At 68.3% G+C, this 24,645-nt stretch carries 22 protein-coding genes; 16 read left to right on the plus strand and 6 right to left on the minus strand.

The features are described 5' to 3' along the window. Window positions 1-380: 380 nt before the first annotated feature. Window positions 381-1,649: a phosphoribosylamine--glycine ligase gene (gene purD, locus ACIG5A_RS16180; protein WP_397240993.1), complete on the plus strand. Its 1,269-nt coding sequence runs from the start codon at window positions 381-383 to the stop codon at window positions 1,647-1,649. Between the two features lie 283 nt (window positions 1,650-1,932). On the opposite strand, the gene ACIG5A_RS16185 is transcribed toward purD, so the two are convergent. Further along, window positions 1,933-2,910, minus strand: a complete 978-nt coding sequence (locus ACIG5A_RS16185; protein WP_397241810.1) for a M23 family metallopeptidase — start codon at window positions 2,908-2,910, stop codon at window positions 1,933-1,935. A gap of 929 nt (window positions 2,911-3,839) precedes the next feature. On the opposite strand from ACIG5A_RS16185, the gene ACIG5A_RS16190 reads away from it, so the two are divergent. The 8 genes from ACIG5A_RS16190 to ACIG5A_RS16225 all read left to right on the plus strand — a co-directional run bounded on the left by ACIG5A_RS16190 (window position 3,840) and on the right by ACIG5A_RS16225 (window position 12,931). After that, the gene (locus tag ACIG5A_RS16190) at window positions 3,840-4,958 is read left to right on the plus strand and encodes a pyridoxal phosphate-dependent aminotransferase (protein ID WP_397240994.1); all 1,119 of its coding nucleotides are present in this window, start codon (window positions 3,840-3,842) and stop codon (window positions 4,956-4,958) included. 128 nt (window positions 4,959-5,086) lie between these two features. Next, window positions 5,087-5,725 carry a TetR/AcrR family transcriptional regulator gene (locus ACIG5A_RS16195; protein WP_397240995.1) on the plus strand — a complete coding sequence of 213 codons (639 nt, stop codon included), beginning with the start codon at window positions 5,087-5,089 and terminating at the stop codon, window positions 5,723-5,725. An 83-nt stretch (window positions 5,726-5,808) separates the two neighbouring features. Next, window positions 5,809-7,230 carry an adenylosuccinate lyase gene (purB, locus tag ACIG5A_RS16200; RefSeq protein WP_397240996.1) on the plus strand — a complete coding sequence of 474 codons (1,422 nt, stop codon included), beginning with the start codon at window positions 5,809-5,811 and terminating at the stop codon, window positions 7,228-7,230. A gap of 64 nt (window positions 7,231-7,294) precedes the next feature. Continuing rightward, the gene (locus ACIG5A_RS16205) at window positions 7,295-7,831 is read left to right on the plus strand and encodes a hypothetical protein (protein ID WP_397240997.1); all 537 of its coding nucleotides are present in this window, start codon (window positions 7,295-7,297) and stop codon (window positions 7,829-7,831) included. 339 nt (window positions 7,832-8,170) lie between these two features. Continuing rightward, entirely contained in the window at window positions 8,171-8,593 is a 423-nt protein-coding gene (locus ACIG5A_RS16210; protein ID WP_397240998.1) for an HIT family protein, read from the plus strand. 147 nt (window positions 8,594-8,740) lie between these two features. Further along, entirely contained in the window at window positions 8,741-9,700 is a 960-nt protein-coding gene (locus ACIG5A_RS16215) for an alpha/beta hydrolase (RefSeq protein WP_397240999.1), read from the plus strand. 146 nt (window positions 9,701-9,846) lie between these two features. Continuing rightward, window positions 9,847-12,108: a S9 family peptidase gene (locus tag ACIG5A_RS16220; RefSeq protein ID WP_397241000.1), complete on the plus strand. Its 2,262-nt coding sequence runs from the start codon at window positions 9,847-9,849 to the stop codon at window positions 12,106-12,108. Between the two features lie 121 nt (window positions 12,109-12,229). Beyond that, complete coding sequence (locus tag ACIG5A_RS16225) at window positions 12,230-12,931, plus strand: DUF2334 domain-containing protein (RefSeq protein ID WP_397241001.1); 702 nt, start codon at window positions 12,230-12,232, stop codon at window positions 12,929-12,931. Between the two features lie 71 nt (window positions 12,932-13,002). Here ACIG5A_RS16225 and ACIG5A_RS16230 read toward each other — a convergent pair whose 3' ends face one another. Beyond that, window positions 13,003-14,379 (minus strand): glutamate decarboxylase, encoded by a 1,377-nt coding sequence (locus ACIG5A_RS16230; RefSeq protein ID WP_397241002.1) that lies wholly within the window; start codon window positions 14,377-14,379, stop codon window positions 13,003-13,005. A gap of 430 nt (window positions 14,380-14,809) precedes the next feature. On the opposite strand from ACIG5A_RS16230, the gene ACIG5A_RS16235 reads away from it, so the two are divergent. Together ACIG5A_RS16235 and ACIG5A_RS16240 are read left to right on the plus strand one after the other, a co-directional pair. Next, window positions 14,810-15,478: a hypothetical protein gene (locus tag ACIG5A_RS16235; protein WP_397241003.1), complete on the plus strand. Its 669-nt coding sequence runs from the start codon at window positions 14,810-14,812 to the stop codon at window positions 15,476-15,478. Between the two features lie 102 nt (window positions 15,479-15,580). Then, the gene (locus tag ACIG5A_RS16240) at window positions 15,581-16,951 is read left to right on the plus strand and encodes a dipeptidase (RefSeq protein WP_397241004.1); all 1,371 of its coding nucleotides are present in this window, start codon (window positions 15,581-15,583) and stop codon (window positions 16,949-16,951) included. On the opposite strand, the gene ACIG5A_RS16245 is transcribed toward ACIG5A_RS16240, so the two are convergent. Continuing rightward, window positions 16,952-17,596, minus strand: a complete 645-nt coding sequence (locus ACIG5A_RS16245) for an MBL fold metallo-hydrolase (protein ID WP_397241006.1) — start codon at window positions 17,594-17,596, stop codon at window positions 16,952-16,954. 142 nt (window positions 17,597-17,738) lie between these two features. Between ACIG5A_RS16245 and purS the strand changes: the two genes are divergently transcribed. Both purS and purQ read left to right on the plus strand, forming a co-directional pair. Then, window positions 17,739-17,975, plus strand: coding sequence for a phosphoribosylformylglycinamidine synthase subunit PurS (gene purS / locus ACIG5A_RS16250; protein ID WP_397241007.1), 237 nt, complete (start codon window positions 17,739-17,741; stop codon window positions 17,973-17,975). Next, window positions 17,972-18,649 carry a phosphoribosylformylglycinamidine synthase subunit PurQ gene (gene purQ, locus ACIG5A_RS16255; RefSeq protein ID WP_397241008.1) on the plus strand — a complete coding sequence of 226 codons (678 nt, stop codon included), beginning with the start codon at window positions 17,972-17,974 and terminating at the stop codon, window positions 18,647-18,649. Before purS ends, purQ begins: the two co-directional genes overlap by 4 nt. A gap of 73 nt (window positions 18,650-18,722) precedes the next feature. On the opposite strand, the gene ACIG5A_RS16260 is transcribed toward purQ, so the two are convergent. Next, on the minus strand, window positions 18,723-19,169 hold the full coding sequence (locus ACIG5A_RS16260; protein WP_397241009.1) for a MarR family winged helix-turn-helix transcriptional regulator: 447 nt from the start codon (window positions 19,167-19,169) through the stop codon (window positions 18,723-18,725). Between the two features lie 89 nt (window positions 19,170-19,258). On the opposite strand from ACIG5A_RS16260, the gene ACIG5A_RS16265 reads away from it, so the two are divergent. After that, window positions 19,259-20,107, plus strand: a complete 849-nt coding sequence (locus tag ACIG5A_RS16265) for an NAD(P)H-binding protein (protein WP_397241010.1) — start codon at window positions 19,259-19,261, stop codon at window positions 20,105-20,107. On the opposite strand, the gene ACIG5A_RS16270 is transcribed toward ACIG5A_RS16265, so the two are convergent. Then, window positions 20,104-21,180 carry a substrate-binding domain-containing protein gene (locus ACIG5A_RS16270; RefSeq protein WP_397241011.1) on the minus strand — a complete coding sequence of 359 codons (1,077 nt, stop codon included), beginning with the start codon at window positions 21,178-21,180 and terminating at the stop codon, window positions 20,104-20,106. The genes ACIG5A_RS16265 and ACIG5A_RS16270 overlap by 4 nt on opposite strands. A gap of 50 nt (window positions 21,181-21,230) precedes the next feature. Between ACIG5A_RS16270 and ACIG5A_RS16275 the strand changes: the two genes are divergently transcribed. Continuing rightward, window positions 21,231-21,662: a MarR family winged helix-turn-helix transcriptional regulator gene (locus ACIG5A_RS16275; RefSeq protein WP_397241012.1), complete on the plus strand. Its 432-nt coding sequence runs from the start codon at window positions 21,231-21,233 to the stop codon at window positions 21,660-21,662. Between the two features lie 353 nt (window positions 21,663-22,015). Continuing rightward, the gene (locus ACIG5A_RS16280) at window positions 22,016-23,416 is read left to right on the plus strand and encodes a M18 family aminopeptidase (RefSeq protein WP_397241013.1); all 1,401 of its coding nucleotides are present in this window, start codon (window positions 22,016-22,018) and stop codon (window positions 23,414-23,416) included. On the opposite strand, the gene ACIG5A_RS16285 is transcribed toward ACIG5A_RS16280, so the two are convergent. Beyond that, on the minus strand, window positions 23,320-24,573 hold the full coding sequence (locus ACIG5A_RS16285; RefSeq protein WP_397241014.1) for a glycosyltransferase 87 family protein: 1,254 nt from the start codon (window positions 24,571-24,573) through the stop codon (window positions 23,320-23,322). The genes ACIG5A_RS16280 and ACIG5A_RS16285 overlap by 97 nt on opposite strands. Window positions 24,574-24,645 lie beyond the last annotated feature (72 nt).

Raw genomic sequence — 24,645 nt, forward strand, 5'->3', positions numbered from 1 at the left:
CAGCACATCCTTCGCGCGGTGGTGCGTGCGGCCGATGCAAGCACCTTCCCCATCTATCATCGCTTGCTCGCCCGCCTGCCTGCTTGCCCGCCTCTCCGTGTATTCGGGCCAGACCAGGGTGCCGCGGGAATTTCGTCGGCGACCGGCGGTCGTGTGGTGGGCCAGGTTCGCCGGTACCCGGCGAGTTACCCATGTCCTTGCGAAATTAGTTGTCGTTGTCCTGTAGTGCCTGCGCGCGTGTGGTGGGTCTGGTTTGTCGGTACCTGCCGAGTTGCGCATGTCCTTGCGGAATCAGGTGTCGCTGTCCTCTGGCAATCGTTCGTCGGCGGGAATTGCGGGAGGTGGTGAGGCGATTAGGGGGGTCACCTAAGCTGTCTGCCGTGCGCGTACTCGTGATCGGTTCCGGAGCCCGTGAACATGCCCTCGTCCTGGCCCTACGCCGGGACCCGGCGGTGAGTGCGCTCTTCGCCGCCCCCGGCAACGCGGGGATCGCTCAGCACGCCAAGACCGCGCCGGTGGATCCGTGCTCCGCCGAGGCGGTGGTCGCGCTGGCGACCGATCTCGAAGCGGACCTGGTGGTGATCGGACCCGAGGTGCCGCTGGTGCTCGGCGTCGCCGACGCGGTGCGGGCGGCGGGCATCGCCTGCTTCGGCCCGTCGGCCGCGGCCGCGCGCATCGAGGGCTCGAAGGCCTTCGCCAAGGATGTGATGACCGCGGCGGACGTGCGCACCGCGCACAGCGAGATCGTGGACAACCCGGCCGAACTGGACGCGGCGCTCGACCGGTTCGGCCCCACCTGGGTGGTCAAGGACGACGGGCTCGCCGCGGGCAAGGGCGTCGTGGTGACCGCCGACCGGCACGCGGCGCGCGATCACGGCGCCGAACTGCTCGAGCAGGGACATCCGGTGCTGCTGGAATCGTTCCTTGATGGGCCGGAAGTTTCGCTGTTCTGCCTGGTCGACGGTGAGACGGTGGTGCCGCTGCTGCCCGCGCAGGACCACAAGCGGGTCGGCGACGGCGACACCGGGCCGAACACCGGCGGTATGGGCGCCTACACACCGCTGCCGTGGCTGCCTGCGGAGACGGTCACCGCGATCGTCGACGATGTGGTGAAACCCGTTGCGGCCGAGATGGTTCGGCGCGGCTGTCCGTTCTCCGGCCTGCTCTACGCCGGGCTGGCGATCGGTGCGGCCGGGCCCGCGGTGGTCGAATTCAATTGCCGCTTCGGCGATCCCGAGACCCAGGCGGTGCTCGCGCTACTGGAAAGCCCGCTCGCCGCGTTGCTCTACGCCACCGCCACCGGCACGCTGGCCGCGGCCGAGGCACCGCGGTGGCGCGACGGCTCCGCCATCACGGTCGTGGTCGCCGCCGAGAACTACCCGGGCCGCCCGCGCATCGGCGATGTGATCACCGGCGCCACCGACGGCTCGGACAACTCCGCGGTCGTGCTGCACGCAGGCACCACCCAGCGCGAGGACGGCGCCCTGCTTTCCGCGGGCGGCCGCGTCCTCAGCATCGTCGGCGTCGGCGCCGACCTCGCCGAGGCGCGCACCAACGCCTACGCCCGCATCGCCTCGATCAAACTCCCCGGCAGCCACTACCGCACCGACATCGGCCTCGCCGCTGTAGAAGACCGCATCACCGTCTAACCCCCCGCCGCCGCGCGCAGTCAAATGGCCGTGTGACACGCCGTACCGGGCCGCCATCTGGCTGCGCTCGACGCAGCCTCCACAACCCTCGGTATCGGTATACTCCGCTGGCGCCCACTGTGTTCGAGCGCGGCCGAGTGGTGCGCGCTGTTGTCGAGCGCAGTCAAATGGCCGTGCGACACGCCGTGTAGGAGGGCCATTTGACTGCGCTCGACGCAACTCTGTCGTGCCTGCGGCCTGGTGGCGGCCGATATGGTCGGGCGCGCTCGGGGGAGGGGGCGGGTCAGCCGAAGCCGAGGCCGTGGAAGGCGAGCCACTGTTGGGGGTCGACGTATTGGCCGTTTTGGATGACCTCGAAGTGGAGGTGGGGGCCGGTGGAGTCGCCGCGGTTGCCCATGCGGGCGATCTGCATGCCCGCGGGGACGCGTTCGCCGACGGAGACGAAGAAGTCGTACATGTGGCCGTAGACGGTGATGCTGCCGTCGTCGTGGCGGATGCGGACCCAGAGGCCGAACCCCTGTGCGGGGCCCGCGTCGATGACGGTGCCGTTGGCGACGGCGTAGATCGGGGTGCCGATCGGCGCCGCGATATCGATGCCGTTGTGGAAAGTGCCCCAGCGGGAACCGAATCCGGAGGTGAAGGTGCCGCGGGCGGGCAGCACGAAACCGGTGATGCCCGGCAGGATCGAGCCCGGCGCCAGCGGCGCCGAACCGGCCATCCACGGCTGCCATTCACCGGCTACCGCCGCGGCCGCCTCCGCCTTGGCGCGCTCCAGCGTGGCTCTGGCGGCGGCCGCGACCACCTCCTGCTCGCGCAGCCGCTCGCCGTTGGCGATCGCGTTCAGATACCGACGCACCGAGGGCGGCGTCGCCTGCACCTGCAACGGATAGGCGACCGGAATCCGTTGCGCCTCACCGGGTCCGAGCTCGCGATCGCTGATCAGCCCGCTGAACGAGGAATCCGCCCCCGCGAAAACGGCGGTGACGACGAACGCCGCGATCAGCACCCGATGCTTGCGCAGCACCGCCTGCACCTCATCCCGGCTCGGACTCTTGCGCCGTACGATCTCACGCAGTTCCTCAGGCGTTGGGCGCTTCTTCAGAAGGGCCCGGATCTCCTCGGGAGTCGGCCGATGCTGCCATATCTCCCGCGCACCGGAAACCGACCGCCCCAACAGCGCCCGCGGCCCCACAGCTTGCTCGCCCGTGACCCGCCAGTCGGGCCTAATGATCGCAGTACCCCACCGACCGGCCCTGCTTATCCTGCGATCCGCCTCGCCGACGGAACTGCTTCCTGTGTCGGCACCTGTCGCCTCGGGATCGATCCCGACAACGGCTTCGGTGCCGGTCTCCGACGAGCCGTTTCGCTGAGCGTCGGATGCGCTGTCGTCGTTCGACGCACCCGCGCCATGGCCGGCAGGCGCCGTTTCCACCCGAAGTTTCAGTGCGTCATCGGATTCGGCGGTGGCATCGAGGCCGGGCGCCACTACCGTCTCTGACGAGCTGTTCTGTACGGCTGCGGGGATGTTGTCGTCGGTCGACGCACCCAGACCTCGGCGGCGGGACGCTGTGCCGGTTCGCACCTTCGTTCCGGCATCGGATTCGGCCACGTGGTCCGCGTCCGGTTCGTCGCGCGGATCGAGTGCGGAATCGGCGGCCGCCGTCGCAGTTGCGGCTGTGTCCTCAGTGCCGGTGGTGACCTCGGTGCCGGAGGCTGCTGCGGCCACGGATGAGCTGTTCTGCTCAGTGTCGGATGCGGTAGCGGCGCCGACCGTGTCCGAGGTCTGGGTGGCGGAGGCTATCGCAGTCGAAAGTTGCGGTCCGCCATCGGGTTCGGTGGCGGGTGCGTCGGCGCGGCCGCGCTCGCGCTTGCCGTTGGATGAGGCTTCGGGGTTGGGGACATCTTTGCCGTTCGATGCGCCGTTGAGCGCGGGGGCTGATTCGGGAGTGCTGTCGTGATCGGCGGCTCGTCCGAGGGGTGCCGCGAGGTCGTCGGCGCCGGGGTTCCGGTCGGGGGCGGCAGGGGCTGCGGCGCCGGGCGCCTGGGTGTGCCCGGTGCCGGGGGTGAACGCTCGGCGAACCTTGTCAAGCATTGTGCCGACCATAACCCCGACCGCTCGAGAGCGCGTGCTCTACCGTCGGTCGGGTGTTCAGAGAATCTCGTCGGTCGACCATTCCACCTTTTTACGTGATGGATGTCTGGAAAGCCGCAGCGGAACGCGGCCGCACGCACGGTGATGTGCTGGTACTCGCCGCAGGCCAGCCGTCGACTCCGGCCCCCGCTCCGGTGCTGCGGGCCACCACGGAGGCCATCGGCACCGAATTGCTGGGTTACACAGAAACTTTCGGCATACTCCCGCTCCGCGAGGCGATCGCCGAACACCACACCGACACCTACGGATACGCCGTCGATCCCGATGACGTCGTGGTGACCACCGGTTCGTCCGGCGCGTTCTCACTCATCTTCCTGGCCGCCTTCGACCCCGGCGACACCGTGGTGGTGGCCCGCCCCGGCTATCCGGCCTACCGCAACACCCTCACCGCGCTCGGCTGCCGCGTGGTCGAGCTGGATTGCGGTGCGGAAACCAGGTTCCAGCCCACTGTCGCCATGCTGGAGGCGCTGCCTGAGCCGCCCGCGGGCCTGGTGGTCGCCAGCCCGGCCAACCCGACCGGCACCATGATCGCCCCCGCCGAACTCGCCGCGCTGGCCCGCTGGTGCGACGCGCACGGCACGCTGCTGATCTCCGACGAGATCTATCACGGCATCACCTACGGCTCCGGTGACGGCGGCACGTCGTCGGCGTGGGAAACCTCCCGCGAATCGGTGGTGATCGGCTCGGTCTCCAAATACTTCTCGATGACCGGCTGGCGGCTCGGCTGGATGCTCGCGCCGAGCGGCCTGCGCTCCGCGCTGCAGCGGCTCGCCTCGAACCTCACCGTATGCCCGCCCGCGATCTCGCAGTACGCGGCGCTGCACGCGTTCGGCGCGGAGGCGAAAACCGAACTCGACGGCCATGTCCGGCGCTACGCGATGAACCGACGCCTGCTGCTCGAGGGTTTGCCGAAGCTCGGCATCGCCGATCTCGCACCGGCCGACGGCGCCTTCTACGCCTACGCCGATATCGGCCACCTCACCGATGACGCCCGCAAATGGTGCGCCGACGTGCTCGCCCATACCGGCGTCGCGCTCGCGCCCGGCCTCGACTTCGATACCGTCAACGGTCATCGCACGGTGCGCTTCTCGTTTGCCGGAGCCACCGAGGACATCGAGGCGGCGCTGCTGCGTCTAGCCCGCTATCTGGGGCATTGATCTTGCTGTCCGGCAACAAGTTTGCACAGTTCGGCCACACGATCGCGCGGATGCGGTAAAACAACGGTGGCTGCTTTTCCTCTCTGATTTCCCCTGGATGAACTGATGACGACTGGCACGATGGCACGGTGATCACCGCGACGACCCCGAAAGGCGAACGGCGTCGCCAGGCTCTGGTAGCGGCTGCCGCCGAGTTGCTACTCGAAGGCGGATTCGAGGCGGTGCGGCATCGGTCGGTGGCGACCCGCGCCGACTTGCCGCTGGCGTCGACCACGTACTACTTCGAATCCCTGGAAGATCTGATCGCGCGCGCGGTCGAATTCAGCGGCAATGTCGAATTGGACGCGATGCGCCGCCGGGTGGGGGAGGTGAGTCACCGCCGTCGAGGCGCGGAGGCCACGGTCGATCTGGTGCTCGATCTGCTGGTGGGAACCGACGGCCACGACGAGGGCGCGCGCGGACAGCTCATCGCCCGCTACGAACGTTCGGTGGCCTCGGCTCGGCACCCGGAGCTGCGCGAGGTGCAGCTACGACTACGGGCACAGCTCGACGAACTACTCGCCGACGTGCTGCGCCGCTCGGACCGGATGGTGCGGCCCGAACAGTTGCGCAGGCTGGTCGCGGTGGTCGACGGCGCGGTGGTCGCGGCGCTGAGCGAAATGGACTCCGAACCGCGGCGGATGGCGCGCGGTGCGTTGCTCGAGGTCATCGATATCGTCGCGCCCGCGACGCCCCAGCAAGTGGATCGGTTCCGGGCACTAGACTGACAACACGTGAGCGAGCGTAGCGAGGGAACCATAGGCACAGCGCCCGAGGGCACGACGGAGCCGAGCGTCAGCGAGGCGCAGTCGTGAGCCTCGTCCCTAACGTTCTTGCCACCCGTTATGCCAGCCCCGAGTTGGTGCGGCTGTGGTCGCCCGAGAACAAGATCGTGCTCGAGCGGCGGCTGTGGCTGGAGGTGTTGCGGGCACAGTCCGAGCTCGGGATCGACGTCCCGGCCGGTGTGGTCGCGGACTACGAACGGGTGATCGACCAGGTCGATCTGGCCTCGATCGCCGAGCGCGAGCGGGTCACCCGGCACGACGTGAAGGCGCGCATCGAGGAGTTCAACGCGCTGGCCGGGCACGAGCACGTGCACAAGGGCATGACGAGCCGCGACCTCACCGAGAACGTGGAGCAGCTGCAGATCCGGCTCTCGCTCGAGCATGTGCACGCGCACGGTGTCGCGATCGCGGCCAGGCTGGCCGAGCGGGCCGCCGAGTACCAGTCGCTGGTGATGGCGGGCCGCTCGCACAATGTCGCAGCGCAGGCCACCACGCTGGGCAAGCGGTTCGCCTCGGCCGCCGACGAACTGCTCATCGCGCTGACCAGGCTGCGTGAGCTCATCGACCGCTATCCGCTGCGCGGTATCAAGGGCCCGATGGGTACCGCCCAGGACATGCTCGACCTGCTCAACGGCGACGCGGCCAAGCTGGCGACGCTGGAGCAGCAGGTGGCGCGCCATCTCGGCTTCGCGACGGTGCTCACCAGCGTCGGCCAGGTGTACCCGCGCTCGCTCGACCACGATGTGCTCTCCGCGCTGGTGCAGGTCGGCGCCGGTCCGTCGTCGTTCGCACACACCATCCGGCTGATGGCCGGGCACGAGCTGGTCACCGAGGGCTTCCAACCGGGACAGGTCGGCAGCTCGGCGATGCCGCACAAGATGAACACCCGCTCCTGCGAGCGGGTCAACGGCCTGCAGGTCGTGCTGCGCGGTTACGCGTCGATGGCCGCGGAATTGGCCGGCGCGCAATGGAACGAGGGCGACGTGTTCTGCTCGGTGGTGCGCCGCGTCGCGCTGCCGGACGCCTTCTTCGCCATCGACGGCATGATGGAAACCTTCCTCACCGTGCTCGCCGAATTCGGCGCCTACCCGGCCGTGATCGCCCGCGAACTCGACCGCTACCTGCCGTTCCTGGCCACCACCCGCCTGCTGATCGCCGCCGTCCGCGCTGGCGTCGGCCGCGAAACCGCGCACGAGGTCATCAAGGAGCACGCCGTCGCCGTCGCGCTGGCGATGCGCGAACAGGGCAGGGAGCCAGACCTTTTGGACCGTCTCGCCGCTGATCCCCGCATGCCCCTGGATCGCACTGCCCTCGACGCCGCCCTCGCCGACAAGTCCGCCTTCATCGGCGCCGCGGAGGATCAGGTCACCGCGGTCGTCGGCCAGGTCCAGAAGCTGGTCGACCAGTACCCCGACGCCGCGCGGTACACCCCGTCCCCAATCCTGTAGTCGCGCTAGCAATCTCGCCGCAAATTCACTCGTTCGTGTCATAGCCGCTAGGTATTGTCCGCGAGTGGCCATTCACGCGTTCGTGGACGAGTCGATCCGCCGGGATCGGTACCTGCTGTGCGCCGCGCTGATTCCGGCGGCGCACCTGCAGCGCGCGAGAGCGGTCGTACGTGGATTGTGTCTGCCGGGCCAGCGCCGCTGGCATTTCGCGAAGGAGCCAGATCAGCGGCGTCGGCACATCCTCGGTGCAATGGCCCAATGCGGTGATGTTCGTGTGGCGATCGCCATCGGTGCAGGGGTCGAGGTTCGTGCTCGCGACGAATGCATGGCCAGATTGGTGAGCCATCTGATTGATCTGAAGGCTGAGCGGCTCGTCATCGAGTCGCGGCAAAGTCTGGATCATAGGGATCGACACTGCATCGCGGCGGTACTCCGCAAAGCGTCAGTGGACCTGCCGTATGCGCATGTGCCGCCGCACTGTGAGCCTGGGTTGTGGTGGCCTGATGCGGTCGCATGGGCCTATGGTGCAGGCGGTTCCTGGCGAACAACGGTGGCTCCGCTTGTGAGTGACGTGTTCCACGTCGACAAGGGCTCCGGATAGCGCGAAACCCGACTGCTCACCGTCCGGAGAGGAGCCGGGTCCACTTCTCCCGGCTAGTGCCAGGAGCTGATACTGATGATAGCTGAGGCGGCCGGAGGGTGGCATGGTTTTTTTGGGGTGTCGCGTGTGCCGTATCCGAAGCGCGAAATCCGGCTACTGGACGGTCATCCAGCCGCCGGACTCGGTCCTCTCGGTGGTGCTGGGAGCTGCGCGAAACCCGGATGCTGGACGTCCATCCAGGACCCGGGCCCACTTCCCTCAGCTAGTGCCAGGGGCTGTCGAGAAGTATGAGCGCTCGGGGTTGGCGGCGACAGTGAATTTCGCGGGTTAGGGTGCGGTGTGGATCCGTACTCGATTTTCGGGGATATCGTGGCCGGGCGGGCGCCGGCGAGCAAGGTGTATGACGACGCGGACGTGTTGGCGTTCATGGATATTCGGCCGATGACGCCGGGGCATGTGCTGGTGGTGCCGAAGGTGGCGGCGCGGAGTCTTGCCGAGTTGGACCCTGCGGTCGGGGGGAAGTTGTTTCAGGTGGGGCAGCGGTTGGCGGCGGCGTTGCGGGCCAGTGAGGTGGGGTGTGACGGGGTGAACTTTTTTCTGGCCGACGGGGTGACCGCGGGGCAGGAAGTGTTCCACGTGCATCTGCATGTGATCCCGCGGACGGCCGGTGACGGGTTCGGGCTGCGTGGTCGTCCGACCAGTCCGCGGCGCGCTGACCTGGACTATTTGGCCTCTTCGATCAAGGGTGCGCTCGACCGCTGAGCGGTACTGTTGCCGTTGGCGCCGACGTGAAATCTTTTACGTACTGGGCGGTTTGCTGAAGAAGCGCTATGATCTTGAATCCCAGATACATCGCTCACGGGTGAGTTACCTTGAATGTCATTGGCATGCGGTGATGGAGGTGGGGACATGCGGCGAACGCGAGTTGCTGTTGTAGTGCTGGCCTTTACGTTTGCGCTGCTCGGTCCGGTGCTCAGCGTCCCGGCGACGGCCCATGCGGCCCAGGTCGTCCGGATCGACGCGCAGAGTCCGACCAGGTCGGCGGTATTCATCGACTCGCCCGCGATGGGGCGAACCGTGCAGGTGCAGGTGCTGCATCCGGCGGGCGGCGGCGCCCGCCCGGCCTACTACCTGCTGGACGGGCTCGATCCCGGCATGAATCAGAGCACCTGGACCAACGCCACCGACGCGGAGAAGTTCTTCGCCGGTGAGAACGTCAATGTGGTATTGCCGGTAGGTGGCCAGGCCAGTTACTACACGGATTGGCAGCAGGACGATCCCCGCTTCGGCCGGTACAAATGGGAGACCTTCCTGACCGAGGAGCTGCCGCCGATCATCAACGCGCACTTCAACGGTAACGGCGTCAACGCGATCGGTGGACTCTCGATGGGCGGCAACGCCGCGTTCATCCTCGCGGCACGCAAGCCGTGGTTGTATCGGGCGGTCGCGGGCTACAGTGCTTGTCCCGATACGGGTTTGGCGCAGGGCGCGGTGATGTTCTCCATCGCCAACCGCGGTGGCAACCCGCTGAACATGTGGGGCGCGCCGGGCAGTGCCGCTTGGTCCGAACACGATCCGGCGCTGATGGCGGATCGCTTGCGCGGCAAGACGATCTATCTGTCCACCGGCAGCGGTGTGCCTGGCCCGCACGAGGCGGAGATCAAACCCCAACTGCCGGAGAACATTTTCCTCGGCGGCCCGATCGAAACCGGCGTCAACACCTGCGTGCTCGGCTTCGAACAGCGCCTGCGCGGCCTCGGCATCCCGGCCCGAATCGATTACAGCCCAGTGGGAACCCACTCCTGGTCCTATTGGCAGGACACCCTGCACGCCTCGTGGCCCACCATCGCCCCGGCGATCGGCGCCTGACCGGCGATCGCACGTGCGTTATTGAGTCGCGCAGCGCCTCGCCTGCCCGAACTTCCGAGGCGCGACCTATTGGGGGCTTGGCACCGGGCGGCATGGCGCAACGCGACTCCGCGGGGGTAAGGGAGCTGAACAGTAGGGTGGAGCGCATGGCTGTGGAGAGTGTGGTGGCGGCCCCGATCGCCAAGACGGTGCCGACCGAGCGTGTGCATCATGGCGACGTTTTCGTCGACAAGTACGAGTGGCTGCGGGACAAGGAGGATCCCGAGGTCATCGCCTATTTGACGGCGGAGAACACCTACACCGCGGCACAGACCGCGCACCTGGACGGGCTGCGGGACCGGATCTTCGACGAGATCAAGGCCCGCACCCAGGAGACCGATCTTTCGGTGCCGACCCGCCTGGGCGACTACTGGTACTACTCACGCAGTTTCGAGGGCAAGCAGTACGGCGTGCACTGCCGCTGTGCTGTCGCGGCGGGAGCGACGGGCGCGGAGGAGGCAGCTCGCGTAACCACGGGGCGTCCCGTGGACGCCGCCATGAATACAGCCCCGGCCGCCGATGGCATCGACGCGTGGACCCCGCCGAAGCTCGAGGTCGGCGTCGAGATCCCGGGCGAGCAGGTGCTGCTCGACAGCAACCAGCTCGCCGAGGGCACCGACTTCTTCGCGCTCGGCGCCTTCTCGATCAGCCATGACGGCAACCTGCTCGCCTACTCGGTGGACACCGTCGGCGATGAGCGCTACGTGCTGCGCTTCAAGGATCTGCGCACCGGTGAGCTGCTCGCCGACGAGATCGCGGGTACCGCACCCGGCGCGACGTGGTCGCTGGACGGTACGCACGTCTTCTATCAGACGGTCGATGAATCTTGGCGGCCCGACACCGTGTGGCGGCACCGGCTCGGCACCGCGAAGGACGCCGACGTGCAGGTCTTCCACGAGCCCGACGAGCGCTACTGGGTCAGCATCGGCGCGACCCGCTCGGAGAAGTACCTGGTGATCTGGGTCGGCTCCAAGATCACCACCGAGGGCTGGGTGCTCGACTCGGCCGATCCCGAGGGCGAGTTCCGCGTCCTGCTGCCCCGGCGCGAGGGCGTCGAATACTCCGCCGAGCACGCGGTGATCGGCGGCGAGGACCGCTTCCTGATCCTGCACAACGACGTGGTCGACGGGGTGAAGGCGGAGAACTTCGTGCTCGCCGAGGCGCCGGTCGACGATCCGTCGCGGATGACGCTGCTGATCGGGCATCGCGACGACGTGCGGCTGGAGGACGTGGACGCGTTCGCCGATCACCTGGTGCTCAGCTACCGCCGCGAGGCGCTGACCCGCGTCGCCATCTGGCCGCTGACCGAGTCGGGCTACGGCGAGCGCCGCGAGCTGGAATTCGATCTGGAGCTGTTCTCGGTCGGCGCGGGCGCGAACCCGGAGTGGGCGCAGCCGACGCTGCGGATCGGGCTCACCTCGTTCATCACGCCGATGCAGGTGTTCGACTATGTGCCCGCCACCGGCGAGCTCCTGTTGCGCAAGGAGCAGCCGGTTCTCGGCGGCTACGACGCGAACGACTATGTGCAGCAGCGCGATTGGGCGGTCGCCGCGGACGGTACCCGGATCCCCATCTCGCTGGTGTGGAAGAAGGAGGCCGCGGCGGCGCAGGCGCCGCTGGTGTCCGATGGGCGCTCCGCAGGCTCCGCGCCGAAACCGTTGCTGCTCTACGGATACGGCTCCTACGAGGCGAGCATGGACCCGTCCTTTTCGGTATCGCGGCTTTCGCTGCTCGACCGCGGCATGGTGTTCGCGGTGGCGCACGTGCGCGGTGGCGGCGAGATGGGCAGGCTCTGGTACGAGCACGGCAAGACGCTCACCAAGAAGAACACCTTCACCGATTTCGTCTCGTGCGCAACCCATCTCATCGAATCCGGGATCACCTCGGTGGATCGGCTCATCGCCGAGGGCGGCAGCGCCGGCGGCCTGCTGATGGGCGCGGTGGCCAACCTGGCGCCGGAGTTGTTCGTGGGCATCCTGGCCAACGTGCCGTTCGTCGACCCGCTCACCTCGATCCTCGATCCGTCGCTGCCGCTCACCGTCATCGAATGGGACGAGTGGGGTAATCCGTTGGCGGACAAGGATGTCTACGCCTATATGAAGTCCTACTCGCCGTACGAGAACGTCGAGGCGAAGGACTATCCGGCGATCCTGGCGATCACCAGCCTCAACGACACCAGGGTGCTCTACGTCGAACCGGCCAAGTGGGTCGCCGAGCTGCGCGCCACCAAGACCGGCGACAGCCCGCTGCTGCTCAAGACCGAGATGAGCGCCGGGCACGGCGGGGTCAGCGGGCGCTACGAAAAGTGGAAGGAAGTGGCGTTCGAATACGCCTGGGTGCTCGATACGGTCGGCCTGGCCGACGCGTAGTCACCCGATCGGGAGGCCGGTGTGACCGGCCTCCCCTCGATGCGGAACCCGTGGCGGGGTGTTCGTCGCCTGGTCATGTGACCTGCACGCCGAGTACATCTGTGCCTGGCACCGTTGGTTCATGAACGCTGAGCTGATCGTTTCCGTATCCGGGATCCGGGAGACCACCCGCGATGCCGCGATCGAGTTCGCCGCGGAGATGGATCGGCGCGACGTCCGGCTGTCGCTGCTGGTGGCGCCCAGGCTCAAGGGCAAATACCGCCTCGCCGACGATCCGGCGACGCAGGCGTGGCTGCGCGGGCGCAGGGCCCGCGGCGACGCGATCGTGCTGCACGGCTACGACCAGGCGGCGACCAAGCGCCGCAGGGCCGAATTCGCCACGCTGCCGAGGCATGAGGCCCGACTACGCCTGATGGCCGCCGACCGCGTGCTCGAACAGGCCGAGCTGCGCACCCGGCTGTTCGCGGCGCCGCGCTGGGATGCCTCGGCGGGCGCCATCGAGGCGCTGCCGCAGGTCGGCTTCCGGGTCGCGCTCGGTCTCACCTCGATCCTCGATCTGGAACGCAATGTGGCGCACAAGGCCAGGGTGTACGGCATCGGCGAGGGTTTCCGCGCCGAACCGTGGTGGTGCCGGGCGCTGGTGATGGGCGCGGCGCGCACCGCGCGGCGCGGTGGCGTACTGCGCCTTGCGATTTCGGCGGCGCAGCTGAGCCGGTCGGGTCCGCGGCAGGCGATGCTCGACGCGGTCGATCTCGCGCTGTTCCACGGTGCGGCGAGCGAGGTGTATCGCTGGGAGCCGTTCGCGGGCGCGCGTGCCGCTTAGTTCCGCCTGTCGGCGCCGCCGCCCGTGAATGGCGTGGATCGGGCGGCGGCGCGCGGCGGAAACCGTTGGCGCTAGCGCATTTTCGAATCAGGCACGGCCGGTGTCGCATCGTGGGTGAAGCCGCCGGCCTCGGCTTTGGTGAGCGTCAGCGCGTGCTTGTCGAGCTGGCCGAGGCACCGGCCTATATCCGCGAGCAGCAGATCGGCCATGTCGACGGTGAACCCGTGCCTGATCACCGCGCGCATGATCGTCTCGTCCTCACGATCGGCGGGCAGCGGGTAGGCGGCGATCAGCCAGCCCCTGGTGCGCAGCCGATCCGATAGGTCGTACAGGTTGTAGCGCTGTCCTTCGCGCAGGCGCCAGCTCACCGCGGTGATGCCGCGGTGCGGGTTGCCGTCGTTGATCAGCTCGAACGGTCCGAGATCGGCCAGCCTGCGCGCGAGATACTGTGCGACACGGTAGATCTCGGACTGCACCCGGCGATATCCGGTGCGGCCGAGGCGGATGAAGTCGTAGTACTGGGTGATCGCCTGTCCGCCCGGCCTGGAGAAGTTCAGGTTGAAGGTGGCCATGCTGCCGCCGAGGTAGTCCACGTCGAAGATCAGCGAGGCGGGCAGGTCCGCGGCCTCGCGCCAGATCGCCCAGCCGCAGCCGAGCGGCGCGAGCCCGGTCTTGTGGCCGGAGGCGTTGATCGACTTCACCCGGGGCAGCCGGAAATCCCACACCAGTTCGGGCGCGGTGAACGGGGCGAGGAAGCCCCCGCTCGCCGCGTCCACGTGGATCGGGATATCGAGGCCGCTGCTGTGCTGGAGTTGATCGAGCGCCTTGCTGATGCCTGCGACGTCCTCGAACAGGCCGGTGAAGGTCTGGCCGAAGGTGGGCACCACCATGATGGTTCGCTCGTCGCAGTGCGCGGCGACGTCATCGGGGTGCATGGTCAGCCGATCACCGCGCAGCGGGATCTGGCGGATCTCGACATCGAAGTACCGCGCGAACTTCTCCCAGCAGACCTGGACCGGACCGCAGACGAAGTTGGGCGTCCCGGTGCCGCCGTTGTGCCGCCAGCGGAATTTGGCGGCGAGCCCGCCGAGCATGGCGGCCTCGCTGGAGCCGATGGTCGAGGTGCCCGGCGCGGTGGCCGGATTGGGGGCGTGCCACAGGTCGGCCACCATCCGCGCCGCGCGCCGTTCCAGCTCGGCGGTCTGCGGGTATTCGTCCTTGTCGACGATGTTCTTGTCCAGCGATTCGGCCATCAGCCTGCGCGCGTGATCGTCGATCCAGGTGGTGCAGAAGGTGGCCAGGTTGATCCTGGAGACGCCGTCGAGCAGCAACTCGTCGTGCACCACCTGATAGGCGACCGGCGGGGACATCTCCTTGATCGGGAAGCCCTGTTTCGGCGCACCTCGGCTGAGGCCGGGCATGGCGAACAGGTCAGGCAGATCTGGCATGGAAGCCCTCTCGAAAGGTCGGCTCGCGCTGAATGTGCCACGGACGGTCCCAGTGTCGGGTACGGGTGCGGCGGGTGGCGGGAGCCCACGCCGAGGCGGCCTGCGGGCGGCGCATGCGTCATCGAACGGTCATCGCCGGTGCAATCAACAGATAACCGCCGCCCTCCCGCCGCCATCGCCGTCGGCTCGTAGCGATTCGAATTCTGTTGTACAGCAACGAAATTCAGTGATGCTCAAACGAAATCGGGAGACCGTGCCCGGCGTGCTCGCTGCCTATGCTTCTCGGTCGGGCTCTCCTAGGCTGACCACGTTTCGATCGACTGTGGCGCTGTTCGCCGCGCTCGGCAGCCCGGTTTTTGACGAGGGGCTGGGCTGCGGGAGTTTTCGCGAAAGGTGTGCGCAGTCACCCCGATCGTCGATGGGAAAGCGTATGAGATTCCGCAGCACAACCGCGGCCGCCCTGCTGGCCGTCGGTGCGATGACGGTCGCCTCGGCCACCGTCCATGCCGAGCCCGCGGCCGATCCCGGCCTGCGGTATTCGCTCAAGGTGGTGGACAAGACAGTCGTCGTCTCGCTCGCGGGCGGGGTCTTCTCGCTCGACGAACGTGAGGGCGCGACACCGGAAGCGCCGAAGGTGCAGTACGCGAGCGTCAAGGACACCACGGGTGCCACGCTGGTCTCGTTCCCGCTCGACTATCGCGCAGGCGGGGCCCCCGTGCCGCTGCGCGCGGTGGCCACGAAGGGCGACACCGTTCTGGAGATCACGCCGGAGCAGTCCGGCGTCAGCCGACTCGGCGAGGTCAAGCCGATCGCCTCGCCGCTCGAGGATCAGCGCGCCCAGGACGAATTCAGCAGCAAGCTGGGAATGGCAACGAAGATCGGCGGATTCGTCGGTTCGGCCATCGGTTTCGTCATCGGATGTGTGGTCGGACTGCTCGTCGGCTGCATTCCGGGCGGCATCATCGGCGGCCTGATCGGCACCATCGTCGCGGGCGGCCCGACGCTGATCGTCGCGGGAATGGAACTGATGGAGACGCAGCAGGCACCTCCCGGCACCACCAAGTGGGCCGACCATCCGCAACCCGCACCCCAGAACTGACTCGTCGAACCCGCCCGGCGCCGAGGCCAGCCGATACCCTCGGAACGGACGGCGGCTCGGCCGCCGGGTGAAGTTCGATCCACGACGAAGTGAGGCGCTGGTATGACGACCGACGATTCCCGCACCGCCGCGTTGCGCGAGCGGGTGGCCGCGTTGATGCCGCAGGCGAAAATTGATCTGGCCCAGCTGGTTTCGTTCAAGTCGGTGGCCGATGCCAGGTTGTTCCCGCCGCAGGAGTGCGAGAAGGCCGCGCACTGGGTGGCCGACGCGTTCGCCGCGGCCGGGCTGACCAAGGCGGGCCTGCACGAGACACCGGATGGCACCAGCGCCGTCATCGCGTCGCGCCCGGCGCCGCCCGGTGCGCCGACGGTGCTGCTGTACTGCCACTACGACGTGCAGCCGCCGCTGAACGAGGCCGCGTGGCACACGCCGGTCTGGGAGCTCACCGAGCGCAATGGGCGCTGGTACGGCCGCGGTGCCGCGGACTGCAAGGGCAATCTCATCATGCACCTGACCGCGCTGCGTGCCCTAGGGCCCGACCTACCGGTCGGGGTCATCATGGTCGCCGAGGGTTCCGAGGAGCAGGGCACCGGCGGGCTGGAGCGCTTCGTCGAGGTCAACCCTGATCTGTTGCGCGCCGACGCGATCGTGATCGGCGACTGCGGAAACTTCGCGGTCGGCGAGCCGACCTTCACCGAAACCCTGCGCGGCGGTGTGAATGTCGTCGTCACCGTCGAAACACTCGCGGGCCCACTGCATTCCGGGATGTACGGCGGTGCGGCGCCGGACGCGCTCGCCGCGCTGATCCACCTGCTCGCCACGCTGCGCGACGACAAGGGCAACACCACCGTCACCGGGCTGGCCAACGATCAAAGCTGGCCCGGTGTGCAATACCCGGAGCAGCGCTTCCGTTCCGACGCGGGCGTGCTGCCAGGCGTGGCGCTGTCCGGTGACGGTGCCATCGCCGACATGCTCTGGGCGCGACCGGCGTTGACGGTCCTCGGCATCGATGTGCCGCCGGTGGTCGGTTCGTCGGCGGCCATCCAGCCCTCGGCAAGGGCCCGGCTCAACCTGCGCATCCCGCCCGGCATCGATCCGGATGAGGCGAACAAAGCGCTTGTCGCGCATCTCGAGGCGAACGTCCCGTGGCAGGCCAAGCTCACCGTCGAACTCGAGGGTGAGGGCGGCGCTGCGTTCCGCGCCGGATCCGACGGCCCGGCGCGCACCGCGATGGCGGAGGCACTCGCCGCGTCCTACGGCAAAGCGCCGGTCACCCAGGGGCAGGGCGGCTCCATCCCGCTGTGCAATGTCCTCGCCGACACCTACCCGGACGCGGAGATCATGCTGATCGGCGTCGAGGAACCGAAATGCCTGATCCACGCGCCCAACGAGAGCGTGGATCCGAGCGAGATCGAACACCTGGCGCTGGCCGAGGCGCTGTTCCTGGCGAGCTACGCCGAGCGCGCCCGCTAGTCACAGCTCGCGCTGGTCCTCGGGCTCGATCACGGTGAATTCCGTTCCGGCCGGGCCCATTTCGGCGAGCCTGCCGAAGTAGATGCCCTGCCCGGCGGGCTCGATGATGCCGTAGTGGATCGGGAAGGCGGTGCGCGGGCCGACGGCGCGCAGATAGTCGACGGCCTCGCTGATCCGCATCCACGGCGCCGCCGCCGGAATCGCGAGCACGCCGACCGGCACCGGCGGCACCCACAGCGAATCGCCGGGGTGCACCAGCTGCGCCGGGTCGTCGGCGGTGCCGAGTTGGAAGACGGTGTTATCGATCACCGGAATCTCCGGGTGGATCACCGCGTGCCTGCCGCCGCCACCGGTGATCTGGAGGTCGCCGAGTTGAACGATGTTGCCCGCGTGCACCGGTTGCCACGGCTCGCCGCGCTGCTGTGCGGTCTGCGGATCGCTCAGCAGCCTGGCACCCGGATTCGCGTCGATGAGCGCTTCGATGCGGTTCGGATCGATGTGGTCGGGGTGCTGGTGGGTGATCGCGATCGCGTCGAGACCGGTGAGGCCCTCGAAGCCGTGCGAGAAGGTGCCCGGGTCGAACAGGACCCTCTTGCCCTGTAGTTCGACGAGGATGCAGGAGTGGCCGAAGTGGGCTATGCGCATCCCGCCATGCTATTTGGCGAGTCCTGTAAGCGGGGCCACAGAGCGGGGCGCGGCACGGGTTCGCGAGCCTACCCCGCCAGCTCAGCGGACAACCAGGACAACTAGGCTGCTGACGTATTCCCCACCAGCTAAGGAGCAACGCGTGGCACGAGTCGTGGTCGAGGTGATGCCGAAGGCCGAAATCCTGGATCCGCAGGGGCAGGCCATTGTCGGTGCGCTCCCGCGCCTGGGATTCGCCGGGGTCGCGGATGTGCGGCAGGGCAAGCGATTCGAGCTCGATGTCGATGACAGCGTCGGCGACGCGGAGCTCGAGCAGATCGCCGAGGCGCTGCTGGCCAACACCGTGATCGAGGAGTGGAAGGTAGTCCGGCTCCCATGACGGCGCGCATCGGTGTAATCACCTTCCCCGGCACGCTCGATGACGTCGACGCCGCGCGCGCGGTGCGGCGGGCGGGCGCCGAGGCGGTCAGTCTGTGGCATGCCGACGCCGATATCAAGAAGGTCGACGCGGTCGTCGTGCCGGGCGGCTTCTCCTATGGCGACTACCTGCGCGCGGGCGCCATCGCCCGATTCGCCCCGGTGATGGGCGAGGTCGTGCGCGCCGCGGGCCAGGGTCTGCCGGTGCTCGGTATCTGCAACGGTTTCCAGGTGCTGTGCGAGGCGGGCCTGCTGCCCGGCGCACTGACCCGCAACGAGGGCCTGCACTTCATCTGCCGCGACGAGTGGCTGCAGGTCGAGTCGGTGTCCACCGCGTGGACCTCCCGCTACGAGCCCGGTGCGCAGATCCTGATCCCGCTGAAGTCCGGCGAGGGCCGCTACCAGGCCTCGGCCGCCGTGCTCGACGAGCTGGAAGGCGAAGGCCGCGTGGTGTTCCGCTACGCGGGCGAGAACCCCAACGGCTCCCAGCGCGGCATCGCGGGCATCGCCTCCGCCAACGGCCGCGTCGTCGGCCTGATGCCGCATCCCGAGCACGCCACCGAGGCGCTCACCGGCCCGTCCGACGACGGCATGGGCCTATTCCTTTCGGTGCTCGACTCGCTCGTCTCCGCCTGAGTCTGTAGCTCCATCGCACTCCGCCCTTCCGGTAGCGCCGGGAGGGCGGAGTCGTTTCCGGTGTCGGGTCGTTTCAGTCGTCATCGGAATCCGCTGTGCCCGCCAGTATTTCGGTCGCCGCGCGATGGATTTTGGTGAGCGCGGCGAGCAGGTGCCTGCGCTCGGTCGGGGTGAGATCGGCGGTCAGGCGCTGCTCCAGCGCCTGACGTTCGGACTGGATCGGGCGGCGCAGGCGGCGGCCGGTATCGCTGAGCCAGAGTCGAACGAGCCGGTTGTCCTTGTCGTCGCGACGGCGTTCGAGCAGGCCGGCCTCGGCCATTCTGGTCGCCATCTTCACCACCGTCGGCGTGGTGACCGACAGTGCCGCCGCGATCTCGCCCGGGGTGCGCCCGTCGTGCTCCCACAGCGCCGCGAGCAGGTGGTCCTGGCCGAGGTGCAGGCCGTGCCGCCGGACCGCCGCGTCGGCGACAGCGCGTACGGCCTTGTTGGTCCGGCCGTGCAGATCGAGGAACTCCGACATCGCGCTTCCTTCAAGTCGATTGACGGCTAATCATTTCGTGGCTAACGTTCCGGGAGATCGCTAGACGGCAAACGATATCGGGAGAAGTCATGCTCTTGGTGACCGGGGCTACCGGGAACATCGGTGGGGAACTCGTGCGGCTGCTCGACGCGCAGGAGGTGGAGTTCCGGGTGCTGGTGCGCGATCCGTCGCGTGCGCGCGTGCTGCCGGAGCGGGTGCCGCGCGTCGTCGCCGACCTGGCCGAACCCGCAACGCTGTCACAGGCTTTCGCCGATGTCAGGGCCGTGTTCCTGCTGACGCCCGGTATCGCCACCGCGCCGGTGCGGCATGCGGTCGACGCGGCGGTGGCGGCGGGGGTGCGCCGGATCGTGCACCTGTCCTCGGCGCATGTGCTCGGCGATCCGATGCCCGCCATGGGCCGCTGGCATCACGAGCGCGAGGAACTGGTGCGCGCCTCGGGTATTCCAGCGACCTTCCTGCGCCCGGGCGGCTTCATGACCAACGCGCTCGAATGGGTTGGCACCATTCGCGAGGGCGGCTACGTGCTCAATCCGACCGGTCGTGGACGGTTCGCGCCGATCGATCCCCGCGATATCGCCGCCGTCGCCGCGCTCGCACTGACCGAGGACGGGCACGAAGGGCGGGCGTACACCCTCACGGGCGATACCGCCTACACGATTCCCGAGCAGGTCGCGGTGCTGGCCGGGGTGCTCGGACGCCCGATCGCCGTGCGTGAGACCGCGACGCCGGAGGAGGCGGTGCGCGCTCGGTTCCCGCACGGCGCGCCGGGGCCGCTCGCGGACGCCATCGTCGAGTCGTTCACCGCGATGCGCGCCGATACCGTCGGCCTGCGTACCGATACCGTCGCCGGATTGACCGGCCGTGATCCGCGCGGGTTCGCCGCCTGGTGCGCGCGCAACGCGGCGGCGTTCGGCTAGGTGATCTGGGCGATGATGTCGAAGTCGACGCCGTTGGCCAGGGCTATGTAGCCGTGCTGGACCGCTTGGTTGCCGCGGAATCCCCTTGTACCGCCCGGTGTTTCGAGGAGGACGCCCTGGTCGAGGGTGGACAGGACCTCGGGGACGCGCAGTGAGCCCGTCGTCTCGGCGATGGCGCGCAGGGTGTGGATGGCCTCGTAGGTGGCGTTGCTGAAGCTGGTGAGCGCGGGGGCGAAGTTGCCGTGCAGCCGGCGGTAGCGCCGCATGCGGTCGCGGCCGTCGCTGGTGCGCTCGTCGATGAAGAAGCTGGATGCCACGTAGAAGTTGTGGTTGGCGCCTGCGCCGCCGGCGAGCAGCACGTTTTCGTCGGCGGCCGGGCTGATCCTGATCTGTGCGGCCGCGCGGCCGGTCGCGGCGAACTGCCGGTTGAACCGGGAGACGTCGGCGCCGACCATCAGGATGATGACGCCCTCGGCCAGATCGAGCGCGGGTTCAGCGAGGAAGCCGCCGAAGTCCGGTGCGCCGAGCGGTACGAACCGCTCCAGCACGATCGCGGACGGATCGATGAGGCTGTTGCGTACCGCCTTGGCCGATTCGCGCGGCCAGATGTAGTCGTTGCCGATGATCGCCCAGCGCCGCACGCCGAGCTCGCGCTGCAGCCAGTGCACCGCGGGCAGCGTCTGCCCGGCCGGGTGCTCGCCGAGCATCAGCACGCCGGGTAGCTCGTTGGTCAGCCCCTCGTGCCCGGTCGCGAACAGGTAGGGCACCCGGCTGTCGTTGGCCTTGGCCACCGCGAGCCGGACCGCCGAGGTGTGCCATCCGGTGATCGCGTCCACCATTCCGGTGGCGAGGAAGGCGTCGACCTCCAGCGCGACTTCCAGGGGATCTCGCCCGCCGTCGATATTCGTAGTACGAATTTCGCGACCGAGTATTCCTGTGCCACGGTTGATTTCGTCCACCGCGAGCGATATCGCAGCATCGCAGGAAGGCGCCACGATCCCACCGGGACCCTGCATCGGAACTATGTTGAGGATCTCGATTGTGCCATCAGGGCTCTCGCCGAACGCGGACATTCGGTACTCTTCTTCTCGTTCGAGCGAAATTCAGGGGCAGGCGGGAAATAATGACGACGACCATTGTAAGCGGATATTCCACGCTGCATGGTGCGCTGCGTGCCGCCGAGCGCGGTTGGCTGCGTCACCTCGATGCCGCTCTCTGTGCCAGGCAGCTCACCGCCGACCAGTGGTCGATGCTGTCGAATCTGTCGGCGGAGACCGGCGTCACCATGAGCGAGCTGGCGGCGAAGTCCCAGCTCCCGCCCTCGTCGGCGACTCGGCATGCCGACTTCCTAGCCGAGCGCGGCCTGATCTTCCGCATCGCCGCCGAGGACGACCGCCGCCGGATCCTGATCGGGCTGAGCCGTCTCGGCGTCGACCTGGTCGCCTCGGTGCGCGCCGAGGAGACGCGCGCCGAGCATGAGCTGCGGTCGCGGATGGGCGCGCGCCGCTACTCCGAGCTGATGCGCTTGCTCGAGCTCGTTTCCGCGCCCGACTAGTTCCGGTACTCGCCCGGTAAGTCCCGTTCGCCCGGTGCGGCGGAGTGGAATCAGACTGCGTCGGTTATGTTTCCAAATAGAATTAGTTCGGCGCCGCTGGCGATCACTCTTGGGGCGAACTGAACAACGCGACGTCGGGAGCGAAGATGGACTGCGAAACGATGGTGCCGAACCGGGCCGTGGATAGCGTGGATCGCGTTGTGCTGGCCGAATATTCGACAATGGGCTTGCGGTACCGCCGGGCCGGCACGTATTGCGTCGCGAGGGCCGTTCCCGGCCCGGCGGCGCGCCACTGAAAACAAACTGTGCGGTCTTTTCCGGGTTGTGCCACCTCACGCACCTAGGATTCCCATATGCCCGTTTCCACCACTGCCGCCACCGCCGTTGGGCTGTGCGACTTCATCGATTCCTCGCCGTCGCCGTTCCATGTCTGCCGGACGGTCGCGCGTGAGCTCGAGGGCCACGGTTTCACCCGCCTCCCCGAGGCGGCGCCGTGGCCGCTCAGCGATGCGGCCAGGCAGTACGCCTGGGGCGGCGGCGCCACCCGTCAGCACCAAACCGACGGTGGCGGCCGCCATTACGTGATCCGCGGCGGTTCGCTCATCGCGTGGTCGAGCCCCGAGTCGCTCGGCTCCGCGCCGTTCCGGGTGATCGGCGCGCACAGCGACAGCCCGAACCTGCGCGTCAAACAGCATCCCGATCTGGCGGGCGCGGGCTGGCAGCTGGTCGGGCTCGAGCCGTACGGCGGCGCATGGCTGAACTCGTGGCTCGACCGCGACCTCGGCGTCTCCGGGCGGCTCAGCGTGCGCGACGGCAACGCGGTCGCCGAGCGGCTCGTCCGCATCGATGAGCCGATCCTGCGGGTGCCGCAGCTGGCGATCCACCTGTCCGACGATCGCCGCGGCGTCGCGCTCGACCCGCAGCGCCATCTCAACGCGGTGTGGGGCCTCGGATCCGAGCCGCGCTCGTTCCTCGACTTCGTCGCCGAGCACGCGGGCGTCGATCCGGACGCGGTGCTCGGCTGGGAGCTGATGGCACACGACCTGACGCCGAGCAGGCTGGTCGGGCGCGACCGCGATCTGGTCAGCGCGCCGCGGCTGGACAACCAGGGCACCTGCTACGCGGGGATGCGCGCCTTCCTCGCGGCGGTCGCCGAACCCGGTGCGGCCATTCCGGTGCTGGCGATCTTCGATCACGAGGAGGTCGGCAGCCAGTCCGATCGCGGCGCTATGTCGGATCTGCTGCCCGCCGTGCTGGAACGGATCGTGCTCGCCCGCGGCGGCGGTCGCGCCGAATATCTGGCCGCGCTGGCCGGATCCGTCTGCGCCTCGGGCGATATGGCGCACGCGACGCACCCGAACTACCAGGATCGGCATGAGCCTGCGCACCGGATCGAGGTGAACGGTGGACCGGTGCTGAAGGTCAACCAGAATCTGCGCTACGCCACCGATGCCGTCGGTGCGGGCGCGTTCGCGCTGGCTTGCGCGCAAGCGGATGTCACGTTGCAGCGCTACGTGCACCGGGCGGATCTGCCGTGCGGTTCGACCATCGGCCCGATGACCGCCGCGCGCACCGGCATGACCACCGTCGACGTCGGCGCCGCCCAGCTGGCCATGCATTCGGCCCGGGAGATCATGGGCGCCGCCGACATCACCGCCTACGCGGCGGCGCTGGCCGCGTTCCTGACGCCCGCGGTCACCGGCCGGTATGTGGTGACGGCGAATACGAACACCGCGAGGGTCGCGATCACATAGCTGCTGCCGATGAGCTGCTGCCACCACGCCCAGTCGAGCTCGCGGTCGTTGCTGTGTGGCAGCAGCCAGTGCGGTCCGATCAGGAACAGCACGGTGAACGCGGCGACCGTCGCGAGGAACGGCCGACTGCGTTTGCCGCGGGCGATCGCGTCGGCCGCGAGCACCGCAACGGGCGCGATCCACACCCAGTGGTGTGACCACGACACCGGCGAAACCAGCAGTACCGCCGCGGCATTCACCAGCAGCGCGGCGACGGTCGCGCCGGCGGCGATGAGCCTGCGCATCCAGATCGCGGCGAGCGCGACCGCGACGAGCGACAGCGCGATCCAGATCAGTGTCGCCGTCTGATCGGCGACGCCGAGCCGGAACGCCATGCCCTTGATCGACTGATTGCCCGCGAAATACGGCGGCCCGATCCGGCCGGTGTCGGCCAGCGTGTGGAACCAGTATTCGACCGAATCGCTGGGGAACAGCAGGAATCCGAGCCCGACCGCGGCGATCGCGGAGACCACCAGCGTGCCTGCGGCCTTCCAGTCCTTGCGCAGCAGGAAGTAGAGCAGATACCCGGCCGGGATCAGCTTCACCGACACCGCGATGCCGATCAGCATGCCGCGCGGCCAGAACGGTTTGCGGACAAGGCAATCCATGGTGATCGCGGCCATCAGCACCAGGTTGATCTGGCCGAAGCCGAAGGTCTGGCGCAGCGGCTCGAACACCTGGGTCAGCGCGACCGCGGTGATCACCAACGGCAGCATCGTCATCCGGTCCAGCCCGGGCCGGATCCTGGCCAGCACCAGCCACAGCGTGATGCCGAGGCTCAGCACGGAGGTGATCACCACGAGCACCTCGGCCAGCTCCAGCGGCATCAGCGCGAGCGGTGCGAAGAACAGCGCGGCCAGCGGCGGGTAGGTGAACGGCAGGCCGATGCCGAAGACCGGCGGCATCGGCCCGTACAGCTCGCCGTCGTCGAGCCAGACCCGGGCCCCGTTGCGGTAGACCTGCAGGTCGATGTAGCCGCCCCACCAGTGCACGAACAGTGAGACGAGCACCGATACGGCGAACAGGGCGAGCGCGGCGAACAGCCAGCGCAGTTGCCGCTTGGTCGCCGGGGTGACCGACTGCTCAGCTGAATCAGCTACCCCCGCTCGTTCCGTCACGGGCACAGAGTATCGGGTGGGTTGTCGAAGAACGTGCGGTGGCTCGCGCCTTCTGCTATGTGATCGCGCGCA

It is taken from the genome of Nocardia sp. NPDC052566 (assembly GCF_044547285.1).
GTDB lineage: Bacteria > Actinomycetota > Actinomycetes > Mycobacteriales > Mycobacteriaceae > Nocardia.